The sequence below is a fragment of the Curtobacterium uvaldense genome, from assembly GCF_028307415.1.
Lineage (GTDB): Bacteria > Actinomycetota > Actinomycetes > Actinomycetales > Microbacteriaceae > Curtobacterium.
In genome coordinates this window covers 262,155-285,982 of record NZ_JAQMHU010000001.1, presented here as the reverse complement: position 1 = coordinate 285,982, position 23,828 = coordinate 262,155, and the positions used below count along the sequence as shown (strand labels likewise).

The window sequence follows — 23,828 nt, the reverse complement described above, 5'->3', positions numbered from 1 at the left end:
GCTCCGCGTGTGACCTGCGAGGATCGATCGCATGTCCCGTCGACTCCCCGTCACCGCCGCCTCCGTCGTCCTCGCCGTCACCGCCGCCGTCGTGCTCGCAGGGTGCTCCGGTGGCGACGGGCCCGAGCGGACGGCCTCGGCGTCCCCGAGCCGCTCGGCCACTCCGGCACCGACCGGGAGCGCACCGACGACCGTTCCCCCGTCCTCCGGATCCTCACCGTCGGACGTCCCGTCCCCCGGCCCGTCCGGCGGCGTGGACGACGGCACCGGACCCGGTACGGGCAACGGCAGCGGCGTGGAGCAGCCGGACTCCGTCGACTTCGCCGCGGTCTCGGCCCAGGGCGTCGCCGCAGCCGGCGGAGGAACGGTCGTCTCGCTCGCCGGGTCAGGTGACGAGTGGACCGTCGTGGTCGCGGGCCCCGACGGCTCCCGGACCCAGTCGGTGGTCTCCGCGACCCTGGGCCGTGTGACCTCCGGCCCGTTCCCCCGCGACGTGGACGCGGCGACGGCAGCGGCCGACGCAGCCCGGTCCGCCGCAGCCGAGGTCGACGCAGCTGCGGCGGCGGCGTCGGCGACCGCCGCGGTGCCCGGCAGCACGCTCCGGTCCGTCGTCCTGGAGGGGTCCGACACGGCGCCCGTCTGGAACGCGGTCGTCACCGTCGGAGGCGCCGAACGCTCCGTCACGGTCGACGCGCGGACCGGGACCGCGGCCGCCTGAGTCGGGGCGGCCTCCCCGGCGCTCCCGCGGGCCGACGCGACGTCGACAGCGACGACGAGGCCGTCAGAGCTGGGCGCGGAGCGCCGCGGCCTTCCGTTCCACCATCTCCTCGAGCGCACCGGCGTGCTCGGCGAGCCGCTGCGCGACGTCGGCGTCCGAGCTCCCGAGGATCCGCGCAGCGAAGAGCCCGGCGTTGGCAGCGCCGTTGATCGCCATCGTCGCGACCGGGATGCCGGCCGGCATCTGCACGATGGACAGCAGGGAGTCCAGCCCGTCCAACCGCGCCAGCTGCACGGGGACGCCGATGACGGGCAGGGTGGTCATCGACGCCACCATGCCGGGCAGGTGTGCCGCGCCGCCGGCACCGGCGATCACCACACGCACCCCTCGCTCTGCCGCGCCCCGGGCGAACCGCGCCATCTTGTCCGGCGTCCGGTGTGCGGAGACGACGTCTGCCTCGAACGTGATCCCGAGTTCGGTGAGGACGTCGGCAGCAGCGCGCATCGTCGGCCAGTCCGAATCGGACCCCATGATGATCGAGACGAGCGGTGCAGGAGCGGTGGTGTCGGTCACGCGTCGAGCCTAGCCCGCGGGGCCTTCCGCCCGGGGTCGAGGGCACGGCCGAACGTGCACCCGCTGCGGTCCGTCCAGCGGGTCAGTCGTCGAAGTGCGCGGCTGCTGCGCGTGCGCGGTAGACCACGTCGTCGACGTCCTCGCCGGTCACCGTGACGTGACCGATCTTCCGTCCCGGTCGGGGCGCCTTGCCGTAGAAGTGGTACTTCGCCTCGGGGAACGCGTCCAACGCGGCGGGGTACCGGGCCGCCAGGTCCCCGTCGAGCGGACCGCCGAGCACGTTGACCATGACGGACACCGGGGCGAGGGCGCCGGTGGCACCGAGCGGCAGGTCGAGGACCGCGCGGAGGTGCTGTTCGAACTGGCTCGTCGTGGCGCCGTCGATGGTCCAGTGCCCCGTGTTGTGCGGGCGCATGGCCAGCTCGTTGATGAGGATCCGCTCATCGTCGGTCTGGAACAGCTCCACGGCCAGGACCCCGGTCACGTCGAGCTCCTCGGCGATGCGGACGGCGGTGCTCTCCGCTGCGTCCGCGAGCCGCCCGGCGGACCGCGGAGCGGGAGCGATGACCTCGGCGCACACGCCGTCGCGCTGCACCGTCTCGACGAGCGGCCACGCGACGACCTCCCCGGAGGGGCGTCGCGCCACGGACTGCGCGAGTTCACGCGTGAACGGCACGAGCTCCTCCACCAGCAGTGCCTCGTCGGTGCCCGTCTCGGCCAGCGCCGTGAACCAGTCGTCGGCCTCCCCCGCGTCCCGCACGACCCGGACGCCCTTGCCGTCGTAGCCACCACGCGCCGTCTTCACGACCGCACGTCCGCCGTGGGCGGCCAGGAACCGGGCCAGCTCGGTCTGGTCGCGGACCGCAGCCCAGTCGGGGACGGGCAACCCGAGCTCGGACAGCCGGGTGCGCATCGTGATCTTGTCCTGGGCGACGTCGAGCGCAGCAGGTCCGGGGTGGACGGCCACCCCGGCGTCCACGAGGCGACGGAGCACCTCCTGCGGCACGTGCTCGTGGTCGAAGGTGACGACGTCGACGTCCCGCGCGAACGCCAGGACGGTGGCGGCGTCGTGGTAGTCGCCCTCCGCTGACGCCGCGATCGCAGCGGACATGCCCGGTCCCTCAGCGAGGACCCGGATGTCGAGGCCCAGCTCGATCGCCGCGGGCACCATCATGCGCGCAAGTTGTCCGCCACCGACGACCCCGACCCGCAACACCATGCTCAAACCCTCCACGACCCCAGGCGCACGCCAGGGTCCACTCGACTACAATCCTGCGAGGCCGATCGTCGATCCGCCCGGCGCCGGCGTTCCCACCGGCATCCGCAAGACTACGGAATCCTGGAGGCCACGTGCGGCGCCTCATCGCCCAGCTCGCCCGGTTCGGCATCGTCGGAGCCTTCGGGTTCCTCGTCGACTTCTCGGTGTTCAACCTGCTGCGGGCGACGGTCCTCTCCCCCGACGAAGTCCACTCCGGCCCGTTCTGGGCGAAGGTGGTCTCGACGGTGGTCGCGATCCTCGTCAACTGGGTCGGCAACCGGTACTGGACCTTCCGTCACCAGCGTCGTTCCGTCGCGGCGAAGGAAGGGCTCGAGTTCGTCGTCGTGTCCCTCGGCGGCATGGTCATCTCACTCGGCTGCCTCGCCGTGTCGCACTACGTGCTGCACTTCACGTCCGCCCTCGCGGACAACATCTCCGGCAACGTCATCGGCCTGGCACTCGGGACGGCGTTCCGGTTCTGGCTGTACAAGATCTGGGTCTACCACCCGGACCGGGTCGAGCGCGAGAGCGCCGACCGTCGCGGAGCCGAGGCGCAGGACCGTGAGGACGCGCCGGTGGTCCCCGGTGCTCCCGAGGTGGGCCGTCCGTACCAGGGCTGACGCACCGCCCCGTAGGATCGACCGGTGTCGACCCGAACGGAACGCCGAGCAGTGACCGACGGGGCCGTCCCGCCCGTGTCCCGCCGCGAACTGGTCGCGGTGGCGGTCGTCACGACCGCCTTCGCACTCTGTCTCGGCGTCTGGGCGATGGTGGTCCCCGCCTTCCAGGCCCCGGACGAGACCGCACACGTCGACGCCGCCGTGCACCTCGCACTGGGCGAACCGTGGGTCGATCCCGGAGACCTGCGTGTGCTGAACGCCGTGCAGGCCGCGGTGGCACAGCAGGACGGAGTCCCGCACGACGAACGGTCGACCTTCTCCGAGCTGTTGGCGGGAGCGCCCGGGGCCTCGGGGACCGTCAACCAGATGACCCAGCACCCGCCCACGGCCTACGCGGCGTACGCGCTCGTCCTGCGTGCGGTGGGCTACGGCGACCTGCGCTGGGACCAGGCCCTCCTCGTGCTGCGCCTGGTCGACGCCGCAGTCGTCGCGCCGCTCGCGGTGCTGGCCTGGGCCACCGTCCGACGGTTGACGCGGTCTCCCCGGGCCGGGCTGGTGGGCGCTCTGGCACTCTTCGCCACGCCACAGCTCGCGTCCATCGCATCCTCCGTGTCCAACGACGCGCCGGTCCTGCTGCTCTCCGGGGTCGTGGTCTGGATCGTGACACGGGTCCTCACCGGGGACGTGCGCTCGCGGACGCTCGTGTCGCTCGGCCTCGTGCTCAGCCTGCTGGTCTGGACGAAGGGCACCGGTCTGCCCGCGGTGCCCTTCGTCGGACTCGCCGCGTTCGTCGGAGGAGCCGGCGCTGCCACGCTCCGGACGCGTGTGGTCCGCGCCGCGGTACCGCTCGTGATCTGCGCGGCGCTCGGGTCCTGGTGGTGGCTGCACAACCTCGTGGCCTACGGTCGGGTCCAGCCGAACGGCTACTCCGCGATCCGGGGGCCGCAGGACTTCCCGCCCGGCGAGGGGCCGTCCGTCCTCCACTTCCTCGACGTCAGCTGGGGGACGCTCACCAGGACGTTCTGGGGCAGCCCCGGCATGCGTGCCCAGGTGAGCATCGGTGACCTCCTGACCGCGCTCCTCACGGTCGTCACCGTGGCGGTCGTCGCGCTCTTCGCCTTCCGAGCGGGTCCGCTCCGACGTCCGGCCGTCGTCCTCGCGGTGTTCCCCGCGCTCCTCGTGGTCGTGCAGACGGCGACGAGCGCCCGCGGGTACCTCACGACGACCGAGGTCGCAGCGACGCAGGGACGGTACTACTTCCCCGCACTGCTCTGCCTCGTCGCCCTGAGCGCGGTCGCGTGGCGACGGCTCGCACGGCGGGTCCACGGGCGCGCCCTCGTCACCGGTCTCGCGGTCGGCCTCCCCGCTGTCGGTGCGTACGGGCTCGTGGTCGTCGGCAACTGGTTCTGGAACGCGGCCGAGCTCCTGCCGACGGCGGCCGGGTCCGAGCGCTTCCGCACCTTCGCGCCGGTGCCGCCCGTCGTCGTCGGCATCGTCGTCGCGTGCGTCGCGGTCGGCGTCGTCGTGACCGTCCTCGCGATCAGCCGGCAGAGGTACCTCGCCGCGTCGTCCCCCGACGTCGGCGGTGCCACGACCTGACCCGCCGATCTGCCGCACGCGACCCGCGGGGCCGACGTGTGACCCGACCGCCGGTCCGGCCCGCCCTGTCGCCCGGGTGCCGTGCGGTGCCGTGCCGGTCCGTCAGACCTGTTCGGGTGTCTCCGCGTCGGGACCCACGGTGACGACCTTCCGTCGGCCGGAGCCGAACCAGGTCGGGATCGCTGCGGTCAGCAGGAACAGCGCGTCCACCGCGAGGCTCCAGATGCGTGTGACGACGACGACGACCAGGGCGACCGGGCCCGGCATCACGATCGCGAGCAGGAGCCCCTGGACGCCCTCGCGGACGCCGAGTCCGCCGGGAGCGAAGACGGCGAGCATGCTGATCGCGGACGCCATGCTCGCCGCGCCGATCACGAACGCGGCGTCCTGGACCCGCAGCGCCGGGTACACCGCGAGTGCGATGAAGTAGTAGGCGGTCCCGGAGATCACGGCGCCGAGGACGTACAGCCCGGCGCCGACCACCACCGTACCGAGCGCCGGCCTGACGTCGTCGTCGAGCGGCCGGCGTCGGAGGATCCGCAGTGCGAGCTGGATCAACCCGAAGAACACCCGCGGGACGAGGCAGACGACGCATCCCACGAACGCCACCACCATGAGGACCACGAGCCAGACGTCGAGGGAGTGCGTCCTGGGGTCGACCAGCAGGAGGACCAGGGCGAGCGCCAGGGTCGCCGCGATCTGCAACGCGCCCTCGAGCAGTCCACTGACCCCCAGACGCGCCTTCGACACGCCGTGCCGCGAGGCGAAGTAGACCTTGCCGACGATCCAGGTCGCAGCGCCCGGGATGTACCGCCCCATCCACGACTTCGCGTACACGAACGTGAGCGTCGTACCGCTGCCACGCAGGTCGCGGGCGCCGAGCCTGCGCAGGAGGAAGAACCAGATGCCGACGCCCCAGTACCGGAAACCGAGGCTGATGGCCGTCGCGAGTGCGACCCACCACCAGTTCCACTCGACGCCGGCCAGCTGCGCCCAGTCCACGCTCCGGACGTAGAGGAACACGAAGACGGCGAGGGCGACGTAGAAGACGATCGGCACGGCCCGCGTCAGGATCCGCTTCGCCCGAGCGCGCCGTCCTGCACCTGTCTGTTCCACAACACCCTCCACGATGACGCCCCAGTCTAGGTGACGTGCTCTCGGGGTCCGGTTCGTCCGGGGCAGGGCCCTGCAGTAACATCCAGCGGGATGGCCACCACCTACAGCTTCTACGGCATTCTCGACGTCAACCTCCAGACCGAGCACCGGGGATGGCGACGCTACTTCGACAACGAGTACGCGCGCATCGCCCGGCCGAGTGCCGACGCCCCCGCCGCACCGCTCACGGTGGACGTCCGTATCGCCGACCGCGCACCGAGCCGTGAGCCCGGTGACGTCCGTGGTACCGAGCGGTTCAAGGGGCTCTTCAGGTTCTCGTACGTCATCCGGGGCCTGGACACCGACCACGTGACGATCTGGTTCCGCAGCCACTGGCTCGACCGGGTCTACATGAACGCCATCGGCGTCTACCTGCAGGCCCAGGTCCTCGAGCCGATCATCTACGCGAAGCTCCTCGAGCGCGACGTCCTGCTCATGCACGCCGGCGGTGTCGCGTCCGACACGAAGGGGTTCCTGCTCCCCGCGTACGGCGGGACCGGCAAGACGACGCTGAGCATGTCCCTGATGGCCGCCGGGTACAAGCTCCTCGGGGACGACCTGCAGTTCGTCGACCTGCGCCGCGGCGTGGTGCACCCGTACCCGCGCCCGCTCCACATCTTCACGTACAACGTGCAGAACCTCGTCGGCGCGAAGGTGCCGCTGAAGTACTCGTCGGCGGTCTACGCGAAGAACGTCATCCGGTGGTTCCTCGAGCGTCTCCTGCGCCGCGAGTTCCTCATCTCGACCCGGATCCACGCGGACGAGCTCTACCCGGGCGAGGTGTTCGCGGACTCGGTGCCGTACACGGCCATCGGCTTCCTGCGGAAGACCGGACCCGGTGTCGAGTCCGTCCGGATCACCGACGAGAACGTCGACGAGCTCGCCGACGGCATCGCTGCGTCGGCGGACCTCAACGACAGCCTGGCGTCGATCCTGGAGCGCGACCCGCGGCTGGCTCCGATGCTCGAGCGGGAGCACCGGGTCCTCGTCACGCTGCTGCGGCAGTTCGACCGGCTGCTCTACGTCAACACGCGACAGATGGACCTCTCGTCGCCGGACGAACTCGTCCGCGAGCTCGAGGCGGGCACGCTCCGACCGTCGGACGCATGACCCGCACCGCTGGGTCTGCCCGGCCCCGCCTGCTCGTGCTCGCGTCCACCTTCCCCGCCCACCCGGACGACGGCGTCCCCGCCTTCGTGCTGGACCTGGCTCGGCAGGAGGCGGTCGAGTTCGACACCGCGGTGCTGACACCGCGGGTCGCCGGCGCCGCCCGCTCGGAGACGATCGACGGCGTCCGGGTGCGTCGGTTCGCCTACTTCCCGCGGCGCTTCGAGGACCTGGCCGACGGCGCGATCCTGGACAACCTCAAGGCCGACCGGAAGCGTCTGCTCCAGGTGCCGGCACTCCTCGCGGCACAGTTCCTCGCGGTGCGTCGAGCCGTCCGCGCCGCACGTCCCGACGTGATCCACGCGCACTGGGCGATCCCGCAGGGGCTCGTCGCGGCCCTGGCGGCACCCGGGGTGCCCCTCGTCGTCACCACGCACGGCGGCGACGTCTACGCGCTCCGCGCCGCGCCGCTGGTCCGGCTGAAGCGTTGGGTGTTCGGCCGTGCGGCGCACGTCACCACCGTCAACGACGAGATGCGGGCCCACCTGACCGAGTGGGGTGTCGACCCGACGCGGTCGAGCGTCGTCCCGATGGGGGTCGACCTCGCGCCCGCGATCGCGGCCAGGGAGACCACCGTCCGGCGACCCGGGCACGTGGTGGCCGTCGGCCGGCTGGTGGAGAAGAAGGGCTTCGGGAACCTCGTCGAGGCACTCCGCGGTCTCGAGGGCGTCGACTGGTCGCTGACCGTCGTCGGCGACGGCCCGTGGCGCGAACGCCTCGAACGACAGGCCGCGGGGCTGCCGGTCACCTTCGTCGGGCAGCGCGGCAAGAGCGAGGTGCTCGCCACCCTGGCGTCCGCCACCGTCGTGGCCCTGCCGTCCGTACCGGCCGCGAACGGCGACCAGGAGGGACTCCCGGTGACGCTCCTCGAGGCGGCGGCGGTCGGCGCGGCGATCGTGGCCAGCGACCTCCCCGGCATCCGGGACGTCGTCCGCGACGACGTCTCGGGTCTGCTCGTGGAGCCCGGCGACGTCGACGCGCTGCGCGCAGCCCTCGCGCGAGCGCTCACGGACGCCGACGCCCGGGAGCGCCACCAGGCCGGAGCGACGGCCGCTGCGGCCGGGTACGCGACCGAGCGCATCGGCTCCCGCTACCGGGACGTCCTCCGCGCGGCCGTCGAGCGCCGCACCCCGCACCGGGGCTGAACGCTCCCGGCGGGATCCGCCCCGACCGGAGACGACCGACAGCCGCTCCCGGCGAACGGAACGGCCGTCCGGAGAAGACGGACGTCCGTTCCCGGCGAGGGGAACGGCCGTCCGTCACCGGCGAGGTCGGACCGCTAGCGCCCCATGCCCCGGTAGGTGAAGCCCGCGGCGGTCCAGGCCTCGCGGTCGAGGCAGTTGCGCCCGTCGACCACGACCGGCGACGCGACGAGCGAGGCGACCTCGGCCGCGTCGAGCGCACGGAACACCGACCACTCGGTCAGCACGAGCACGATGTCCGCGCCGGTGACCGCCTCGGTCGGCGATCCGACGTACTCGAGCTCCGGGTGCAGCCGACGGGCGGTCTCGATCGCCTCCGGGTCGTACGCCGCCACCGATGCGCCGAGCTCGTGCAGGCGTGCCGCGATGTCGAGCGCCGGGGAGTCGCGGACGTCGTCCGAGTTCGGCTTGAAGGCCAGGCCCAGCACGGCGACGCGCTTCCCGGTGACCGTCCCACCGAGCATCTCCGTGGCGAGGTCGACCGCGTGCGCGCGTCGACGGAGGTTGGTGGCGTCCACGTCGGCCAGGAAGGCGAGGGACTCCCCCACGCCCAGCTCGTCGGCGCGGGCCTGGAACGCGCGGATGTCCTTCGGCAGGCAGCCGCCGCCGAAGCCGAGACCGGCGTTGAGGAACTTCCGACCGATCCGGTCGTCGTGCCCGATCGCGTCGGCGAGCGCCGTGACGTCGGCGCCGGCGACCTCGGCGATCTCGGCCATCGAGTTGATGAACGAGATCTTCGTCGCGAGGAACGCGTTCGCGCTGATCTTCACGAGCTCCGCCGTGGGCAGGTTCACCACGAGGCGGGGCGTCCCCGCGGCGAGCGCCTGCGCGTACACCTCGTCGAGGGCCGCGACGGCACGCTCGCCGGCCTCGCCCTCCGGGACGCCGTAGACGAAACGGTCGGGCGAGATGGTGTCCTGCACGGCGAAGCCCTCGCGCAGGAACTCCGGGTTCCACACCAGGGTCGCACCGGGGACCGCCGCCTCGACCTCGGCGGCCAGGCGCGCGGCGGTGCCGACCGGGACGGTCGACTTGCCCACGACGAACGCACCGGCCGACAGGTGCGGCGTGAGCGAGGCGACCGCGGCGTCGACGTACCGCATGTCCGCGGCACCGGTGGGACCCTGCGGGGTGCCGACCGCGAGGAAGTGCACGGCGGACCCGGCGACCTCGGCCATGTCGGTGGTGAAGCGGATGCGACCGGACGCCAGGGCCTCGGTCAGGATCTCGGGCAGCCCGGGCTCGAAGAAGGGGGCCTCGCCGGCGGCGAGACGCTCGATCTTGGTCGGGTCGACGTCGACCGCGACGACCTCGTGTCCGAGCTTGGCCATGGAAGCGGCGTGCACGGCACCGAGGTACCCGCAGCCGATGACGGAGATACGCACGGGACGACGCTACCGGGTAACGAGGAAGACTCCCACTCCGGGCGCTCGGCACCTCACCGACCGGGGTCGCCCCAGGCGGGTCGCGAGGGTCCCCCGACGATCTCGTCCCAGTCCGGCTCGCGGTGCCGTCGGCGGGCCTCGTGCGCCTCGACCAGGTCGTGCAGCACGGCCACCACGAGGTCGGCGTGCGGGACGTCGGCGAGCACCACGGGCGTGTCCTCGCCGGGGAAGACGAGCACGTCACCGGACCGCCACACCCCCTGCAGGCCGCGGCGCCGCACCGTGACGTCGTACCCGCGGGAGTGCAGGAGCTCGCGACGGGTCCGGGTGCCGAGACCACGGACCACCACGAGCCGCCGGGTCGTCACCACGTACCGCTCGGACATCCACCGCAGCAGCGGGACGAGGCCGCCGAGGACGACGAGCAGGACCGTCAGTCCGGCGACGACCGCGTTCAACCACGCGAGGTGTGCGCGGAACACGCCGAAGCCGAAGCCCCCTGCCAGTGCGACGACCACGACGAAGACGGCCGGACGGACGAGTCGGCGCGCGTGCGGCCGCAGCCGCGCGACCACGCGTTCGGGCGGCGGCTCGGCGGTCATGCCGTCATGCATAGCGCAGGTGGGTGAGGTCCCCCACCGCGACGCCCCTGGTTCGGCCGTCCCGATCCCGGATCGTGATGCGACCGTCGTCGTCGATGCCGGTGGCGTCGACCTCGTCGACGGTGCCGTCGGGTAGTTCCAGACGGACCCGGCGACCGATCGTGCCGCACGCTGCGCGGACGTGTGACCGGACGGCTCCGGCGGCCGCACCCCCGTCCACCAGCGCACGCACCGCCTCCAGGACGGCCGTCGTCCAGGTGGACAGCACCGCGTCCGCCAGGCCGTCGGCGTCACCGGTCGCACCGGCGACCGCCAACGACGTCGCGGTGGGCGTCGGCAGGGCGTCCTCCGGGATCGTCAGGTTCACGCCGGCGCCGACGACGACGCTGCCGTCGGCGGCGACCTGGCAGAGGATGCCGCACACCTTGCGTCCGTCGACGAGCACGTCGTTCGGCCACTTCACCAGGACACGCGGCTCCGGCACGGGCGTCGCGTCGTCGGCGTCGGCGGCCGGACGGGAGGCCCTGGTCGCCGCGTCGACGTCGCCCAGCACGGCGGACACCGCGTCGCGCATCGCGGCGCCGGCGACCAGGGGCAGCCACCCGCGGTCGCGGTCGGCCAGGTCGGCGCGGACGAGCAGGCTCACCGCGAGCGTCTGCCCGGTCGGCGCGCTCCACGACCGGTCGAGCCGCCCGCGCCCCGCCGTCTGGTCGAGCGTGACCACGGCGCTGCCGTGCGCCCGACCGGGAGCGACGTCCGACAGGTCGGCGTTCGTGGAGCCGGTGCGCCCGACGGCGTCGAACACCCCACCGGCGGCCTCGACGACGGCACGGGCACGCGGCAGGACCGGCGGGACGGGTGTGGACATGCACGCAAATCTACGGGCAGGAACCGTGGGGGTCCTCCAACCGGCCCCGCCGTGGCCGCCGGTAGGGTGAGCGGGTGACCACAGGAGACACCCCCGACCTCTCGACCACGGCCGGTCGCCTCGCGGACCTGCGCGACCGCTACCACGAGGCCGTGACCGCCGCGGGCGAGGCCGCCATCGCGAAGCAGCACGCGAAGGGCAAGGGCACCGCCCGCGAGCGCATCGAGCAGCTCCTCGACGAGAACTCGTTCGTCGAGTTCGACGAGTTCGTCCGCCACCGCACGACGTCGTTCGGCATGGACGCCAAGCGCCCCTACGGCGACGCCGTCGTGACCGGCGTCGGCACGATCCACGGCCGCAACGTCGCGGTCTACGCGCAGGACTTCACCGTCTTCGGTGGCTCCCTCGGCGAGGTCGCCGGCGAGAAGATCGTCAAGGTGATGCAGCACGCACTGAAGACGGGTGTGCCGATCATCGGCATCCTCGACTCCGGCGGCGCCCGGATCCAGGAGGGCGTCGTCGCCCTGGGCAAGTACGGCGAGATCTTCCGCCTGAACACCCAGGCCTCCGGGGTCATCCCGCAGATCTCCATCGTGATGGGGCCGGCAGCCGGTGGTGCGGTGTACTCCCCCGCGCTCACCGACTTCGTCATCATGGTGGACAAGACGAGCCACATGTTCGTCACCGGTCCGGACGTCATCAAGACCGTCACCGGCGAGGACGTCGGCTTCGAGGAGCTCGGCGGCGCACAGACGCACAACGCCGTCTCGGGCGTCGCGCACTACCTGGCCGAGGACGAGACCGACGCGCTCGACTACGCGCGCTCCCTCGTCGGCTTCCTGCCGGACAACAACCTGTCCGACCCGCCGGCCTACGACGTCGCCCCGGAACTCGAGACGACCGACGCCGACCACGAGCTCGACGTCGTCATCCCCGACTCGACGAACCAGCCGTACGACGTCACGACGATCGTCGAGCACATCGTCGACGACGGTGAGTTCCTCGAGGTCCAGCCGCTCTTCGCCCCGAACATCATGGTCGGCTTCGGCCGCGTCGAGGGCCGCACCGTCGGCATCATCGCGAACCAGCCGCAGGCGATGGCCGGGACGCTGAACATCGACGCCGGCGAGAAGGCGGCCCGCTTCGTGCGGTTCTGCGACGCGTTCGGCATCCCGATCCTGACCCTCGTCGACGTCCCCGGCTACCTGCCCGGCACCGACCAGGAGTGGACCGGCGTGATCCGGCGCGGCGCGAAGCTGCTGTACGCGTACGCCGAGGCGACCGTCCCGCTCGTCACCGTCATCACGCGGAAGGCCTACGGCGGCGCGTACATCGTGATGGGCTCGAAGCAGCTCGGTGCGGACATCAACCTGGCGTGGCCGACGGCCGAGATCGCGGTGATGGGCGGCCAGGGTGCGGTCAACATCCTGTACCGGGCCGAGATCAAGCGCGCGGAGGAGGCGGGCGAGGACGTCGCCGCGGTGCGCACCAGGCTCGCGAACGAGTACACCTACAACGTGGCGTCGCCGTACCTGGCGGCCGAGCGTGGCGAGCTCGACGGCATCATCCAGCCGCACGCGACCCGGGTCTCGGTGATCAAGGCGCTGCGGGCGCTGCGCGGGAAGCGCGCGTCGCTGCCGCCGAAGAAGCACGGGAACATCCCGCTCTGATGGGACGACACGCAGCACACCTCCCGGCGGACGCCGCGGTGCCGGCCGCGGCGGACGGCCCGGTCGGCGCCGACGTCCGGGTCGTCGCGGGCGACCCCTCGCCGGAGGAGCTGGCGGCCGTCGTCGCCGTGCTCCAGCGGCAGGCCGACGAGGTCGCCGCCACCGGTCGCGCCGAGGTCACCGAGTCACCACGTGCCGGGTGGGACGCGTCCGCCCGCGGCCTCCGCCGGCCGCTCGAGCACGGCTCCGGCGCCTGGGCCCGCTCGTTGCGCTGACCGACGGGCTGCGAGCCGCACGCCGCACGTCCCTCAACGGACCCCCGCCGTTCCCCGGCGGGGGTCTTGCGCGTCCGGGGGTACCGGCGGCACGATGTACCCCTGTCGCACCGCGCGACCCGGTCGTCGACCTCGGGTTGCGGGGTGCAATTCCCGGTCGGTCTCCCCTCGGCCGGGGGACACATCGACCGCGGAACCACCGGGAGGGCGTGGTTTGTCCCCCATAATGACGACTGACACGGCTTCGCGCAGCGGGCATAGTTGTCTGTGTTCGGTGTCCTTCCCAGAAGAACATCGTTGGTCGGTGGCCGACTAGGGTACGACGCCTCCGACCAGCTGCGAGCCAGGGCGACATTCGGGTTGTCGCTCAGGCTCGGGTCGTGAACGGGCCGGCCCCTCGGGACCGGCCCGTTCCCCGTTCCCAGGGGTCTTCCGCGCGCGTCTCGCTGGACGGCGGCTGTCGGTGCCGCCTCAGACCGTCGCGCGGCGCGGGATCTCGGTCCAGAGCACCACCGAGTCGTCCTCGTCGCCGTCGTCGTCCGATCCGACGCCGAGCGCCGCGGACTCGCTCGCCGCGGTGTCCAGTCGCAGCCCGACGATGGTGACCGCCGCCTCCGACCCCTCGGCCACCGTCCGGACGATCACGTTGTCCGCCTCGCGGGCTCGGCGCAGCGCACCGGCGATCTCGGCGTGCACCCGGCGGAGCTCGTCGATCTCCAGGTCGTCGAGGCCGCCGTCGTCGTGCAGCTGCACGGTGGCCCCACGTCGCCGCAGGCGCATGACCTCGTCACGGACGTCGTCGGACAGCAGCGATCGTCCGCGGATCTCGTCGCGGATCGCCTGCTCGAGGTGCAGGCACTCGGCCCGTTCGACGTCGGTCAGGTCCCCACCCCGATCGATCACCTGCTGCAGCATCGGCAGCGCCATCCGGGTGGTCTGGCTCAGGCGGAACTGCCGCTCGAACACGTGGGCGTCCTGCGCGGCCTGCCAGTCCGCGGTCTCCTGCTCGGCTCGGATGAAGTCGCGCGTGGTGCGGGTCGCCCGGTCCATCGCGACGGCGAAGCCGGTGGCGACGGCGACCCACGTCAGGTTGCCGACCAGTCCGAGCGCCCCGAAGGCACCCGGTCCTGCCCAGACCACACCGAAGACCGTGACGAAGCCGACGCCGACCCACGCGAAGGCGCGTCGGCCCCGCACGACGAGCACGACCATGAGCGTGCCGACCGCGGCGACCCACCAGGTGATCGAGTCGTCCTTCACCGTCAGGTCGACGACCGGGGCGGCGATGACCGGCATGACCAGCGCGGTGGCGAGCGAGAAGCACGCCGCCCAGACCGGGAGGGTCCGACCGGGCAGGAAGATCGCGACGGCACTCGCGGCGGCGTAGAGCGCCATGCACGTGAGCACCGGACCGACGTCACGGACGAACGGGAACGACGCCACGCCCAGTACGAGGTGGAAGACGGAGAACAGCGCGGCGAGCCCGATGGCGATCCTCGCCGGCAGGGACACCCTCATGCCGACACCTCCGGGTGCCACTCGAGGCGGACCCGCGTACCCGCCCCGGGGTTGCTCGCGACCACCGCCGTGCCGCCCACGGCCTGCACCCGCTCGATGATCGAGCGGCGGACGCCGAGCCGCGCGGCAGGGACGGCAGCGAGGTCGAACCCGGCGCCGTCGTCACCGACCTCGACGTGCACGGCGCCACCACGCTGCTCGACACGGACCCACCGCTCGACCCCTGCCCCGCCGGCGTGCTGCACGCTGTTGACGCACGCCTGCAACGCCGCGGATGCGAGCGCGTCCGCGATCGTCGCCGGGATGCGCAGCCCGCCGACCGGGGCGTCCCGCAGCCGGACGGGAGCGGCGAGCGCTCCGACGGCGTCGGTGATGCGGACGCGGAGGTCGTGCACCGTCACGGGCGGGGCCTCCCCCGGCAGGTCGGCTGCAGCGGCGCCGAGGTGGTCGATGGCGTTGCGCGCCATGCGGGCGGCGAGGGCCTTCGCCTCGGGTGTGTCCGCGCGTGCCGCCGAGAGCAGCGTGGTCAGGACGCTGTCGTGGACGATCGCGTCGACCTGCACGCGCTCGACCTCGGTCGCGTGCTCGCGGATCGCGAGCGAGTAGCGCCGCACCGCGGTGGCCTGTGCGGCGTCCACCGCAGCGGCGGCCCGACGGAGGAGCACGGCGATGACGAGGACCGCTCCGCTGAGGATCGCCGAGTACACGCCCTGGAGCACCGCGCTGGCCCCGGCGTCGCCACCGAGCGGCGTGAGGCGCACGACGACGTAGACGGCGGGCACGAGCGCGGTGTAGACGGTCGCGCGCCACGGTGCGAAGCCCATCGCCGCCGCCGTCGACCCCACGGTGAGGAACCACCACGGCCAGGGGTACTGACTGTCCGGGATCGGCTCGCGGACGGTGAGCGGCCACGTGACGAGCACGACGAGGAACAGCAGCGCGCACACGATCTGGGCGACCTGCGCGAACCGCTGCGCGAACGCGGACACCCCGACCGCCACGAACGACGCGCCGAGGACCGCCGCGGCGACCGGGCCCCACACGGGATCGAGCCACGGCAGCTGCCGCACGACGGCGGGCGCGTAGACCGCGCCGTACCCGACCGCGGCGACCGCGATGAGGATCGCGAAGAGTCGTTCGACCGATGCCTGCGTCAGCGCGGGTCGCACACCGCGCAGCGGGTCGACGCCGAACGGTGCCGCCTCGGTCGGCGCGACGTCGTCCGTCGCGGAGCCCGACCCGTCGGGCGCCCCGGCCGGGACACCTGCCGACCGTGCCGGTCCGGCCGTGGTGGCCATCGGGGTCAGCGGCCGTCGGCGTCGGGGTCGATGCCCGAGTCGAGCCCGGGCAGGATGCCGTCCTCGACCGCGCGGCGCAGCAGGTCGACCTTCGTCGGCGCCGGACGCCCCACCTCGACGTACTTCACACGGATGCGGTCGAGGTACTCGCGCGCCGTCGAGTACCCGATGCCGAGCTGCTGCGCCGCGAGCTTGAGCGGCAGCCCGGAGGCGTAGAGGTGCAGGATCTCGCGCTCGCGGCGTCCGAGCTGCGCCTTGGCGAAGTCGCGGTCGGCGTCGATGGCGCTCGCCCACTCGAGGTTGTTGAGCACGTCGCCGCGGGCGACGGTCGCCACGGCCGCCATCACGGTCTTGGTCGCGGACGACTTGGGGATGACGCCGGCCGCCCCTGCGGCCAGTGCCTCGCGCACGCTCGCGACGCGGTCGGCGATCGAGTGGACGAGCACCGCGGAGCCGGTGCCCTGCACACCCTTGACGTTCGCGGTCACGGTCGAGCCGTCGCCGAGCGACAGGTCGAGCACGACGACGTCGACCTCACGCCCGCCGAGCTGGGCCACGTACTCGGGCACGCTCGCGGCGGTGAGCACCACCTCGAACCCCTCGTTCTGGCACGCCGCCTGGATGCCGAGCCGCACGGACTCGTGGTCGTCGACGATCGCGACGCGGACGGGCCTGGTGGCCAGTCCGGTCGTCCCGCTGCTGGTGTTCGTGTCTGCTGCCACGGTGACCTCTCGTTCCGATGCGCGCCCGGCCCCTGTCGCCGGGAGCGATCACCGACCAAGGATACCCAGGTCGGACCCAGGCTCCGAGTTGTGGGACACCGCGTCACACTGCGGACCCGGGGTCAGGCGATCGGGACCAGCCGCGCGACCGCCTCGAGGTGGTGGGTGTGCGGGAACAGGTCGAACGCACGCAGCGCCTCGAGCCGGTACCCGAGGTCGGCGAAGGTCGCGACGTCGCGCGCCAGGGCGACCGGGTCGCAGGCGACGTAGACGACCTGCGCGGGCTGGAGCGCGGCGACCTGCACGACGACCTCGCGGCCTGCGCCGGACCGCGGCGGGTCGAGCACGACCGTGCCGGCGCGGAAGCGCTGCAGCTCCGGTCGGGACGCGTCGGCGGCCGTCCGGGCGAGCCAACGGTCCACGCGGCCGGTCTCGGCTCGCGCGCCGATCCACTCCGCCAGGTTCTCCTGCGCGTGCTCGGTGGCCCGGGCCGCGCTCTCGACGCTCGTGATGCGGGCCTTCGGGCCGACGACGTCGCCGAGTGCCGCCGCGAGCAGTCCGACGCCGCCGTAGAGGTCGAGGTGCTGCCCCTCCGGGTCGAGCCGGTCACGGTCGACCAGGTCCTGCACGGCCGCGGTGAGCACGGCCGGCGCCTGGCGGTGGACCTGCCAGAAGCCGTTGTCGTCGACGGTGAACGAACGCTCTCCCACGACCTCGGTCACGACGGTGGGCTTCTGCTCGTCGATGACGAGCCGGGCCCCCTCGGCGCCGCTCGGCGCGAGGACGTCGACGACCGACGCGCCCGGCATCGCACCGCGCCCGAGCGGCGCACTCTCCTGCACGCGCGCGGAGGCGAGCGGGAGCGAGGCCACCGGCACCACCGTGTGGGAGCGCGAGGCGAACGGGCCCGCCGTGCCGTCCTCGTCGACGTGCAGCCGGACGCGCGTGCGCCAGCCGAGGCCGTTCGACTCCTCGTCGCCGGGGGCGGCCTCGACCATGACGTCGTGTCCGAGCACCTCGGTGAGGTCCGTTCGGGCGAACCGCGCGAAGGCGTCGACCAGGACGTCGTGCTTGAGGGTGCGCTGGTGCGGCAGGGCGATGTGCCCGAACTCCGCACCGCCGGCGCGCACGGCGGGGTCGCGGTCGAGGGCGGCCTCGGGCCAGACGTGGTCGACCCGGTGCTCGCTCGGCGACCGGACGGACACGGTGTCGGCACGCCAGAACGACTTCTTGCGGTCCTCGGTCACGCGCGCGACGACGCGCTCGCCCGGCACCGCGTCCGAGACGAAGACCACACGCCCCTCGTGCCGTGCCACCGAGATGCCGCCGTGGGCGATCCCGGTGACGTCGAGTTCGAGCAGCGTTCCGACGGATTCACCCATGGTTCGATGTTCCCATGCGTCTGTACCTCGCGAGTACCTCCCCCGCCCGCCGTGCGCTCCTGGCGCAGACCGGCATCGAGCCGGTGCTCGTCGCGCCGGGCGTGGACGAGGACGCCGCCGTCGTCGCCGCGCGGGCCGCGCTCGGCCGGGAGCTCACCGGTCCGGAGCTCGTCGGGCTCCTCGCGGTCGCCAAGGCGGACGCCGTCGCGGACGCCCGCGTCGCCGGGTCCGCCGTGGACGGCTTCGTGTTCGGCGGCGACTCCGCCTTCGAGGTGGACGGCGTCCTGCACGGCAAGCCCCACGACCCGGAGGTCGCGAAGGAGCGGTGGCGGCAGATGCTCGCCGCGGGCGGCGGCACCCTGTGGAGCGGCCACTGCGTCGTGGACCGGCGCCTCGACCGCGGTCTCGACACGGCCCCGGACGCGACCGGGGACCGGCCTGGAGGCGCGGAGGGGACCGGCACCGTGCCTCCCGTCCGACACGTGGACGCGGCAGACGGCGGGCCGCTGGGCATCGCGGGTCACCTCGGTGACGTCGCGCCGGGCGGGTCCACGCTGGTCACCGCCGGCGACCACGTCGTCGCCGTGGACAGCGCCGTGCTGACCTTCGCCGAGGACGTGTCGATCGAGGAGATCGACGCGTACGTCGCGACGGGCGAGCCCCTCGAGGTCGCGGGCGCCTTCACGATCGACGGACGGGCCGCGGCGTACATCACGCGCATCGACGGAGCACCGTCGGCCGTGGTCGGGCTGTCGCTGCCGGTCCTGCGGTCGATGCTGCTCCGTGGCTTCGGCGTCGCCTGGCACGATCTGTGGGCGCTGTAGACATCCACACTGCTGGACGCTGTTTCTTTGTACGTGCCGGTCAAAACCGGCCGCCGCTGCACGAATACGCTGACGTACCATGCCCCGTATCAGCAAGGTCCTCATCGCGAACCGCGGCGAGATCGCCGTCCGCATCATCCGCGCGGCCCGCGACGCTGGCAAGGCCTCGGTCGCGGTGTACGCCGACCAGGACCGCGACGCCCTCCACGCCCGCCTCGCCGACGAGGCCTACGCGCTGAACGGCACCACGAGCGCGGACACCTACCTCGTGATCGACAAGATCATCTCGGTGGCCCGCCGGTCCGGCGCCGACGCCGTGCACCCCGGCTACGGGTTCCTCGCAGAGAACGCCGACTTCGCCCGTGCCGTCATCGACGCCGGGCTCACCTGGATCGGCCCCTCGCCGGAGTCGATCGAGCAGCTCGGGGACAAGGTCTCCGCGCGCCACGTGGCCGAGAAGGTCGGCGCGCCGCTCGCGCCGGGCACCATCGAGCCCGTCGCGGACGCTGCCGAGGTCATCGCGTTCGCGGACGAGGTCGGTCTGCCGGTCGCCATCAAGGCGGCCTTCGGCGGCGGCGGCCGTGGCCTGAAGGTCGCACGCACGCGCGACGAGGTCGCCTCGCAGTTCGAATCGGCGACGCGCGAGGCCATCGCCGCGTTCGGTCGCGGTGAGTGCTTCGTCGAGAAGTACCTCGACAAGCCGCGCCACGTCGAGACCCAGTGCCTGGCCGACGAGCACGGCAACGTCGTCATCGTCTCCACGCGCGACTGCTCGCTGCAGCGTCGGCACCAGAAGCTCGTCGAGGAGGCCCCGGCGCCGTACCTGACGCCCGAGCAGCAGACGCGCCTGTACGAGTCGTCGAAGGCGATCCTGCGCGAGGTGGGCTACGTCGGCGCCGGCACGTGCGAGTTCCTCATCGGCGCGGACGGCACGGTCTCGTTCCTCGAGGTGAACACCCGCCTGCAGGTCGAGCACTGCGTCTCCGAGGAGGTCACGGGCATCGACCTCGTCCGCGAGCAGTTCCGGATCGCCGAGGGCGGCACGCTCGACTACGAGGACCCCACCCCGCGCGGTCACTCGTTCGAGTTCCGCATCAACGGCGAGGACCCGGGACGGAACTTCTTCCCGGCACCCGGTCCGGTGCACGCGTTCACCGCACCGTCGGGCCCCGGCGTCCGCGTCGACTCCGGTGTGGTCTCCGGCGACGTCGTCTCCGGCTCGTTCGACTCCATGCTCGCGAAGCTCGTCGTCACCGGCGCCACCCGCGAAGAGGCACTCGAGCGGTCGCGCCGCGCCCTGGCCGAGTTCGAGGTCACCGGACTGCCGACCGTGCTGCCCTTCCACCGTGCGGTCGTGTCGGACCCGGCGTTCGCGACGGACGACGAGACGCCGTTCAGCGTGTACACGCAGTGGATCGAGACGGACTTCCAGAACGACGTCCCGGCCTGGAGCGGTTCCCCCGAGGAGCTCCCCGCACCGGCCGCCCGCGAGAGCGTCGTCGTCGAGGTCCAGGGCAAGCGCATCGAGGTCACCATGCCCTCGATCGTCGGCGGTGGCGCTGCCGGTGCCGCCGGTCGGCGTCCGGCCGGTCCCTCCGCTCCCCCGAAGCGCCGGTCGTCCGGTGTGAAGGGCGGGCTCGTGTCCTCGGGTTCGGTGACGTCCCCGATGCAGGCAACCGTCGTGAAGCTCGCGGTCGCCGAGGGCGACACCGTCGTGAAGGGCGACCTGCTGGTCGTCCTCGAGGCCATGAAGATGGAGCAGCCCGTCCAGGCCCCGCGCGACGGGGTCGTGACCGGCCTGAACGCCCCCGTCGGCCAGACGATCTCGTCCGGCCACGTGCTGCTCGAGCTCGCGTAGCGCGCCGCGGGGCGGGCACCGCGGCCGCGCCGCGCGCCGTCCGCCGCGCCGCACAACCGAAAGCACCTCGTGCCACGCAGTTCCGTGGCGCGAGGTGCTTCCGGTTGTGTCCGGGCACGTCGCGCCGGCTGCCGCCCGCAGGAGGATCGCTCACCGGACGGTCGTGAAGCGGCCGCGCGCCGTTGGCACCCCGACGGCGCGCAGCACTGAGCGCAGCCGCTCCGTGTCGTCGGTCTCGACGACGCTGATCCGGCCGAGCGCCCGGATGTCCGGGTGGCGACGAAGCCGGTCCTCGCGCCGCTTCTCCGCGACGAGCACGTCCTCGGCCGACATGCCCGCGGCACGCATGGACGGGTCGGCGTACTTCACTCGACCGTCGAACTCGAGGACCACGCCCTGGTCGGCGAACCAGAAGTCGACGACGCCGATCGGCCCCGAGCCGTCACGGAACTCCTGCTGCAGCATCGGCCTCGGCGCCCCGACCTCGTCGAGCGCCACGCGGGCGACGGACTCCCCCGGAGACCCGGAGCGCGCGTCTGCGAGATCCAGAGCCCGCTCCGCCCTCGCTCGGAACTGTACGGCGGTGCTCTCGTCCAGTGTCGCGCGGAGTTCATCGAGGCTGGATCCGCGGGCGAGCGCACGGTCCACCGCAGGCACGCTCGTCCGCAGCGGGTACGCCACGGCGAGGTCGACCACCGTGCTCGCCAGGTCGGTCAGGGCTCGCCCGTTCGCCACCATGTACGACGTCCGGAGTGTGCGCCCCGCGCCGGCACGCTTGTGCACGGAGCGCAGCGACTGACCGGTGGATCGCAGCGGATCGATCACCTCGACCGGGACCGGGAACTCGCCGGGCCAGGGCAGCCCGTGCAACGCCGCGGCTGAGGCGTGCGAGACGACCAGTCGCGGGGCGAGCCGATCGTGCAACGCCTTGATCCGAGCGATGTGCCGCTCCCCCGGGGTCGCCCGTCGCCAGTCGTCCGCGACGACGAACCGGCCCGGGGCCAGTCGTACGAGCTCTCCCCGCAGCGCGCGATCGCGGTGGTCCCGCCCGCGCCGCCCGGTCTCGTCCGCGCCGCCACCGACCAGGATCTCCAACGTCGCCATGTCCTGAGCGTGGCGCGCGCGCAGACCGGTCACGCGCCTCCCGGCCGTGCCTGTGAGCAGCGAGCGCTCGTCCCCGCTCTGTGCAGGAGGACCGGCCGCCCAACGAGGTCCGCGCTCGTCCTCGGTCCCGAGGTACCCGGATGCCCATCGGTGGTGTCAGCTGCTCGTGCACAACGGAAAGCACCTCGCGCCACGTGATTGCGTGGCGTGAGGTGCTTCCGGTTGTGCAGGTACCGGCGGCATCCGCACAGCGGCACGGGCGGCACCCGCACCGCAGGCGCGGCCGGCAACGGCGCGGCGGACCAGCGCCGCGCCGCTACGACACGCGGGGCCGCACGTCGGCGGCGAGGGCGTCGACGAGCGCCTGCGCCTCGGCCGGCGAGGCCGCCACCGTGTCGATGTAGACCTTCACCTTGGGCTCGGTGCCGCTCGGGCGGACGATGACCCGCGCGCCGCCCTCGAGGTCGTAGCGCAGGATGTCGGACGGGGGGAAGCCCTCCACCCCGTCCGAGTAGTCCGTCACCCCGGTGACCGTACGGCCGCCGAGCGACGAGGGCGCGGACGACCGCAGCGACGCCATGATCTCCCCGATCCGCGACAGGTCGTCCACGCGGGTCGACACCTGCCCGGAGGCGAACGCCCCGAACTCGGCCGCGAAGGCGTCGAGCTGGTCGGCGACGGTCCGGCCCTCGGCTGCGAGCGAGACGGCGAGGTCGAGCAGCGCCAGGGCCGCCGAGATGCCGTCCTTGTCGCGGACGACGCCGGGGTCGACGAGGTAGCCGAGCGCCTCCTCGTACCCGAACACCAGGTCGGGCACGCGGGAGACCCACTTGAACCCGGTCAGGGTGTCCCGGTACCCGAGCCCGTACCGCTCCGCGACGCGGGCGAGCGCGGGCGAGGACACGATCGACGCCGCGAGCACACCCGACCCGTCCGACGAGCCCGCGGCCTGCGCACGAGCGGCGGCCCGCCAGCCGAGCAACCAACCGACCTCGTTGCCGGACAGGCGACGGAACGAGCCGGCACCGTCGGGGATCGCCAGGGCGAGGCGATCGGCGTCGGGGTCGTTCGCGATGGCCAGGTCGGCCCCGACCGCGACACCACGCGCGATCGACAGGTCCATCGCACCCGGCTCCTCCGGGTTCGGGAACGACACCGTCGGGAACGCGCCGTCCGGCTCGATCTGCTCCGGTACGACGGCGGGCTCGGCGAACCCCGCCGCGGCGAACACGGCTCGCGCGGTCTCCCACCCGACGCCGTGCATCGCCGTGTAGACGACCTTCGGTTGCGCGTCGACCGGGAGGGTCGGGGCCGGCACCGTCGCGGCGGTCGCGTCGACGTAGGCCCGGGCGAGCTCCGCACCGGCGACCGTGTAGTCGGTGGAGCGCACGAGGTCGCGGACGTCCCCCGCGGCGACCGCGTCGATCGCCGCGGCGATCTCGCCGTCGACCGGCGGGACGATCTGCGAACCGTCGTCCTCGCCCCCGAGGTACACCTTGTAGCCGTTGTCCCGCGGCGGGTTGTGGCTCGCGGTCACCATGACGCCCGCGCCGACACCGAGGTGGCGCACCGCGAACGCGAGCACCGGCGTCGGGAGCGCGGACGGCAGGAGGGTGACCTCGAGCCCGAGGCCGCGCATGACCTCGGCGGAGTCGCGAGCGAAGACGTCGGAGTTGACCCGGCCGTCGTAGCCGATCACGACGCTGCGGTCACGACCGGTGTCGATCAGGAAGCGCGCGAGCCCCGCCGCGGCCTGCGTGACGACGACGCGGTTCATGCGCTGCGGCCCGGCGCCGAGCTCGGCGCGGAGGCCGGCGGTGCCGAACTGCAGGCGACCGGAGAACCGCGCGGCGAGCTCCTCGGCGTCGCCGCGGTCGATCAGCTGCTGGAGTTCCGCACGGGTCTCGTCGTCCGGGTCCTGCTCCACCCACGCGCGGGCGCGGGACAGGACGTCCTCGTCCACGGCGGCGAGGGCACCGCCGTCACCGAGGTCGCCGTCCGCGATGGCGCCGTCCGAGGCACCCTCGTGC

21 protein-coding genes are annotated in these 23,828 nt (G+C 73.0%); 9 read left to right on the top strand and 12 right to left on the bottom strand.

Annotated features, from left to right (window positions below; genetic code table 11):
* Positions 1 to 31: 31 nt before the first annotated feature.
* On the top strand, positions 32 to 718 hold the full coding sequence (locus PIJ49_RS01410; protein WP_251155547.1) for a hypothetical protein: 687 nt from the start codon (positions 32 to 34) through the stop codon (positions 716 to 718).
* Between the two features lie 63 nt (positions 719 to 781).
* Here the strand turns inward: PIJ49_RS01410 and purE are convergent, their stop codons facing one another.
* Positions 782 to 1,249 carry a 5-(carboxyamino)imidazole ribonucleotide mutase gene (purE, locus tag PIJ49_RS01405; RefSeq protein ID WP_209685282.1) on the bottom strand — a complete coding sequence of 156 codons (468 nt, stop codon included), beginning with the start codon at positions 1,247 to 1,249 and terminating at the stop codon, positions 782 to 784.
* Positions 1,250 to 1,373: 124 nt separating this feature from the next.
* Positions 1,374 to 2,510 carry a 5-(carboxyamino)imidazole ribonucleotide synthase gene (locus PIJ49_RS01400; protein ID WP_209685167.1) on the bottom strand — a complete coding sequence of 379 codons (1,137 nt, stop codon included), beginning with the start codon at positions 2,508 to 2,510 and terminating at the stop codon, positions 1,374 to 1,376.
* A gap of 131 nt (positions 2,511 to 2,641) precedes the next feature.
* On the opposite strand from PIJ49_RS01400, the gene PIJ49_RS01395 reads away from it, so the two are divergent.
* Together PIJ49_RS01395 and PIJ49_RS01390 are read left to right on the top strand one after the other, a co-directional pair.
* Positions 2,642 to 3,169 (top strand): GtrA family protein, encoded by a 528-nt coding sequence (locus PIJ49_RS01395; RefSeq protein WP_271825333.1) that lies wholly within the window; start codon positions 2,642 to 2,644, stop codon positions 3,167 to 3,169.
* A gap of 24 nt (positions 3,170 to 3,193) precedes the next feature.
* Positions 3,194 to 4,768 carry a DUF2142 domain-containing protein gene (locus tag PIJ49_RS01390; RefSeq protein ID WP_271825332.1) on the top strand — a complete coding sequence of 525 codons (1,575 nt, stop codon included), beginning with the start codon at positions 3,194 to 3,196 and terminating at the stop codon, positions 4,766 to 4,768.
* A 102-nt stretch (positions 4,769 to 4,870) separates the two neighbouring features.
* On the opposite strand, the gene PIJ49_RS01385 is transcribed toward PIJ49_RS01390, so the two are convergent.
* Positions 4,871 to 5,884, bottom strand: a complete 1,014-nt coding sequence (locus tag PIJ49_RS01385; RefSeq protein ID WP_271825331.1) for a lysylphosphatidylglycerol synthase domain-containing protein — start codon at positions 5,882 to 5,884, stop codon at positions 4,871 to 4,873.
* Positions 5,885 to 5,974: 90 nt separating this feature from the next.
* Between PIJ49_RS01385 and PIJ49_RS01380 the strand changes: the two genes are divergently transcribed.
* Positions 5,975 to 7,033 (top strand): hypothetical protein, encoded by a 1,059-nt coding sequence (locus PIJ49_RS01380; protein WP_271825330.1) that lies wholly within the window; start codon positions 5,975 to 5,977, stop codon positions 7,031 to 7,033.
* Positions 7,030 to 8,235 carry a glycosyltransferase gene (locus PIJ49_RS01375; protein WP_271825329.1) on the top strand — a complete coding sequence of 402 codons (1,206 nt, stop codon included), beginning with the start codon at positions 7,030 to 7,032 and terminating at the stop codon, positions 8,233 to 8,235. Before PIJ49_RS01380 ends, PIJ49_RS01375 begins: the two co-directional genes overlap by 4 nt.
* A 134-nt stretch (positions 8,236 to 8,369) precedes the next feature.
* On the opposite strand, the gene PIJ49_RS01370 is transcribed toward PIJ49_RS01375, so the two are convergent.
* Genes PIJ49_RS01370 through PIJ49_RS01360 form a run of 3 tightly spaced genes read right to left on the bottom strand, consistent with a single transcriptional unit; the run spans position 8,370 to position 11,147 of the window.
* Positions 8,370 to 9,677 (bottom strand): UDP-glucose dehydrogenase family protein, encoded by a 1,308-nt coding sequence (locus PIJ49_RS01370; RefSeq protein WP_251155542.1) that lies wholly within the window; start codon positions 9,675 to 9,677, stop codon positions 8,370 to 8,372.
* A 53-nt stretch (positions 9,678 to 9,730) separates the two neighbouring features.
* The gene (locus tag PIJ49_RS01365) at positions 9,731 to 10,279 is read right to left on the bottom strand and encodes a PH domain-containing protein (protein WP_066655064.1); all 549 of its coding nucleotides are present in this window, start codon (positions 10,277 to 10,279) and stop codon (positions 9,731 to 9,733) included.
* 4 nt (positions 10,280 to 10,283) lie between these two features.
* Positions 10,284 to 11,147, bottom strand: a complete 864-nt coding sequence (locus PIJ49_RS01360; RefSeq protein ID WP_271825326.1) for a biotin--[acetyl-CoA-carboxylase] ligase — start codon at positions 11,145 to 11,147, stop codon at positions 10,284 to 10,286.
* Positions 11,148 to 11,221: 74 nt separating this feature from the next.
* Here PIJ49_RS01360 and PIJ49_RS01355 point away from each other — a divergent pair, with 74 nt between their 5' ends.
* Both PIJ49_RS01355 and PIJ49_RS01350 read left to right on the top strand, forming a co-directional pair.
* Positions 11,222 to 12,817 carry an acyl-CoA carboxylase subunit beta gene (locus PIJ49_RS01355; RefSeq protein ID WP_066655068.1) on the top strand — a complete coding sequence of 532 codons (1,596 nt, stop codon included), beginning with the start codon at positions 11,222 to 11,224 and terminating at the stop codon, positions 12,815 to 12,817.
* Positions 12,817 to 13,092 (top strand): acyl-CoA carboxylase subunit epsilon, encoded by a 276-nt coding sequence (locus tag PIJ49_RS01350; protein ID WP_271825324.1) that lies wholly within the window; start codon positions 12,817 to 12,819, stop codon positions 13,090 to 13,092. Before PIJ49_RS01355 ends, PIJ49_RS01350 begins: the two co-directional genes overlap by 1 nt.
* A gap of 471 nt (positions 13,093 to 13,563) precedes the next feature.
* Here PIJ49_RS01350 and PIJ49_RS01345 read toward each other — a convergent pair whose 3' ends face one another.
* The 4 genes from PIJ49_RS01345 to PIJ49_RS01330 form a co-directional block, all read right to left on the bottom strand.
* Complete coding sequence (locus tag PIJ49_RS01345; RefSeq protein WP_251159532.1) at positions 13,564 to 14,610, bottom strand: DUF8320 family protein; 1,047 nt, start codon at positions 14,608 to 14,610, stop codon at positions 13,564 to 13,566.
* Positions 14,607 to 15,908 (bottom strand): sensor histidine kinase, encoded by a 1,302-nt coding sequence (locus PIJ49_RS01340; protein ID WP_271825320.1) that lies wholly within the window; start codon positions 15,906 to 15,908, stop codon positions 14,607 to 14,609. The genes PIJ49_RS01345 and PIJ49_RS01340 overlap by 4 nt, the downstream gene beginning before the upstream one ends.
* 5 nt (positions 15,909 to 15,913) lie before the next feature.
* Positions 15,914 to 16,630, bottom strand: coding sequence for a response regulator transcription factor (locus tag PIJ49_RS01335; RefSeq protein WP_251155536.1), 717 nt, complete (start codon positions 16,628 to 16,630; stop codon positions 15,914 to 15,916).
* Between the two features lie 122 nt (positions 16,631 to 16,752).
* Complete coding sequence (locus tag PIJ49_RS01330; RefSeq protein WP_271825319.1) at positions 16,753 to 18,012, bottom strand: class I SAM-dependent RNA methyltransferase; 1,260 nt, start codon at positions 18,010 to 18,012, stop codon at positions 16,753 to 16,755.
* 14 nt (positions 18,013 to 18,026) lie between these two features.
* Here PIJ49_RS01330 and PIJ49_RS01325 point away from each other — a divergent pair, with 14 nt between their 5' ends.
* A complete protein-coding gene (locus tag PIJ49_RS01325) occupies positions 18,027 to 18,836 on the top strand; it encodes a Maf family protein (protein WP_251155534.1) in 810 nt (269 codons plus the stop codon).
* 79 nt (positions 18,837 to 18,915) lie between these two features.
* Positions 18,916 to 20,694, top strand: coding sequence for an acetyl/propionyl/methylcrotonyl-CoA carboxylase subunit alpha (locus tag PIJ49_RS01320; protein ID WP_271825316.1), 1,779 nt, complete (start codon positions 18,916 to 18,918; stop codon positions 20,692 to 20,694).
* A gap of 150 nt (positions 20,695 to 20,844) precedes the next feature.
* Here PIJ49_RS01320 and PIJ49_RS01315 read toward each other — a convergent pair whose 3' ends face one another.
* Positions 20,845 to 21,798, bottom strand: a complete 954-nt coding sequence (locus PIJ49_RS01315) for a hypothetical protein (RefSeq protein WP_209685142.1) — start codon at positions 21,796 to 21,798, stop codon at positions 20,845 to 20,847.
* 316 nt (positions 21,799 to 22,114) lie between these two features.
* The gene (locus PIJ49_RS01310) at positions 22,115 to 23,761 is read right to left on the bottom strand and encodes a phospho-sugar mutase (protein WP_271825358.1); all 1,647 of its coding nucleotides are present in this window, start codon (positions 23,759 to 23,761) and stop codon (positions 22,115 to 22,117) included.
* Positions 23,762 to 23,828: the final 67 nt, after the last annotated feature.

Bases quoted from the DNA above. Each gene is read 5' to 3' on its own strand.
- PIJ49_RS01410 (WP_251155547.1), top strand. From the start codon at position 32: ATGTCCCGTCGACTCCCCGTCACCGCCGCCTCCGTCGTCCTCGCCGTC.
- purE (WP_209685282.1), bottom strand. From the start codon at position 1,249: ATGGGGTCCGATTCGGACTGGCCGACGATGCGCGCTGCTGCCGACGTC.
- PIJ49_RS01400 (WP_209685167.1), bottom strand. From the start codon at position 2,510: ATGGTGTTGCGGGTCGGGGTCGTCGGTGGCGGACAACTTGCGCGCATG.
- PIJ49_RS01380 (WP_271825330.1), top strand. From the start codon at position 5,975: ATGGCCACCACCTACAGCTTCTACGGCATTCTCGACGTCAACCTCCAG.
- PIJ49_RS01375 (WP_271825329.1), top strand. From the start codon at position 7,030: ATGACCCGCACCGCTGGGTCTGCCCGGCCCCGCCTGCTCGTGCTCGCG.
- PIJ49_RS01365 (WP_066655064.1), bottom strand. From the start codon at position 10,279: ATGACCGCCGAGCCGCCGCCCGAACGCGTGGTCGCGCGGCTGCGGCCG.
- PIJ49_RS01360 (WP_271825326.1), bottom strand. From the start codon at position 11,147: ATGTCCACACCCGTCCCGCCGGTCCTGCCGCGTGCCCGTGCCGTCGTC.
- PIJ49_RS01350 (WP_271825324.1), top strand. From the start codon at position 12,817: ATGGGACGACACGCAGCACACCTCCCGGCGGACGCCGCGGTGCCGGCC.
- PIJ49_RS01345 (WP_251159532.1), bottom strand. From the start codon at position 14,610: ATGAGGGTGTCCCTGCCGGCGAGGATCGCCATCGGGCTCGCCGCGCTG.
- PIJ49_RS01340 (WP_271825320.1), bottom strand. From the start codon at position 15,908: ATGGCCACCACGGCCGGACCGGCACGGTCGGCAGGTGTCCCGGCCGGG.
- PIJ49_RS01330 (WP_271825319.1), bottom strand. From the start codon at position 18,012: ATGGGTGAATCCGTCGGAACGCTGCTCGAACTCGACGTCACCGGGATC.
- PIJ49_RS01325 (WP_251155534.1), top strand. From the start codon at position 18,027: ATGCGTCTGTACCTCGCGAGTACCTCCCCCGCCCGCCGTGCGCTCCTG.
- PIJ49_RS01320 (WP_271825316.1), top strand. From the start codon at position 18,916: ATGCCCCGTATCAGCAAGGTCCTCATCGCGAACCGCGGCGAGATCGCC.
- PIJ49_RS01315 (WP_209685142.1), bottom strand. From the start codon at position 21,798: ATGGCGACGTTGGAGATCCTGGTCGGTGGCGGCGCGGACGAGACCGGG.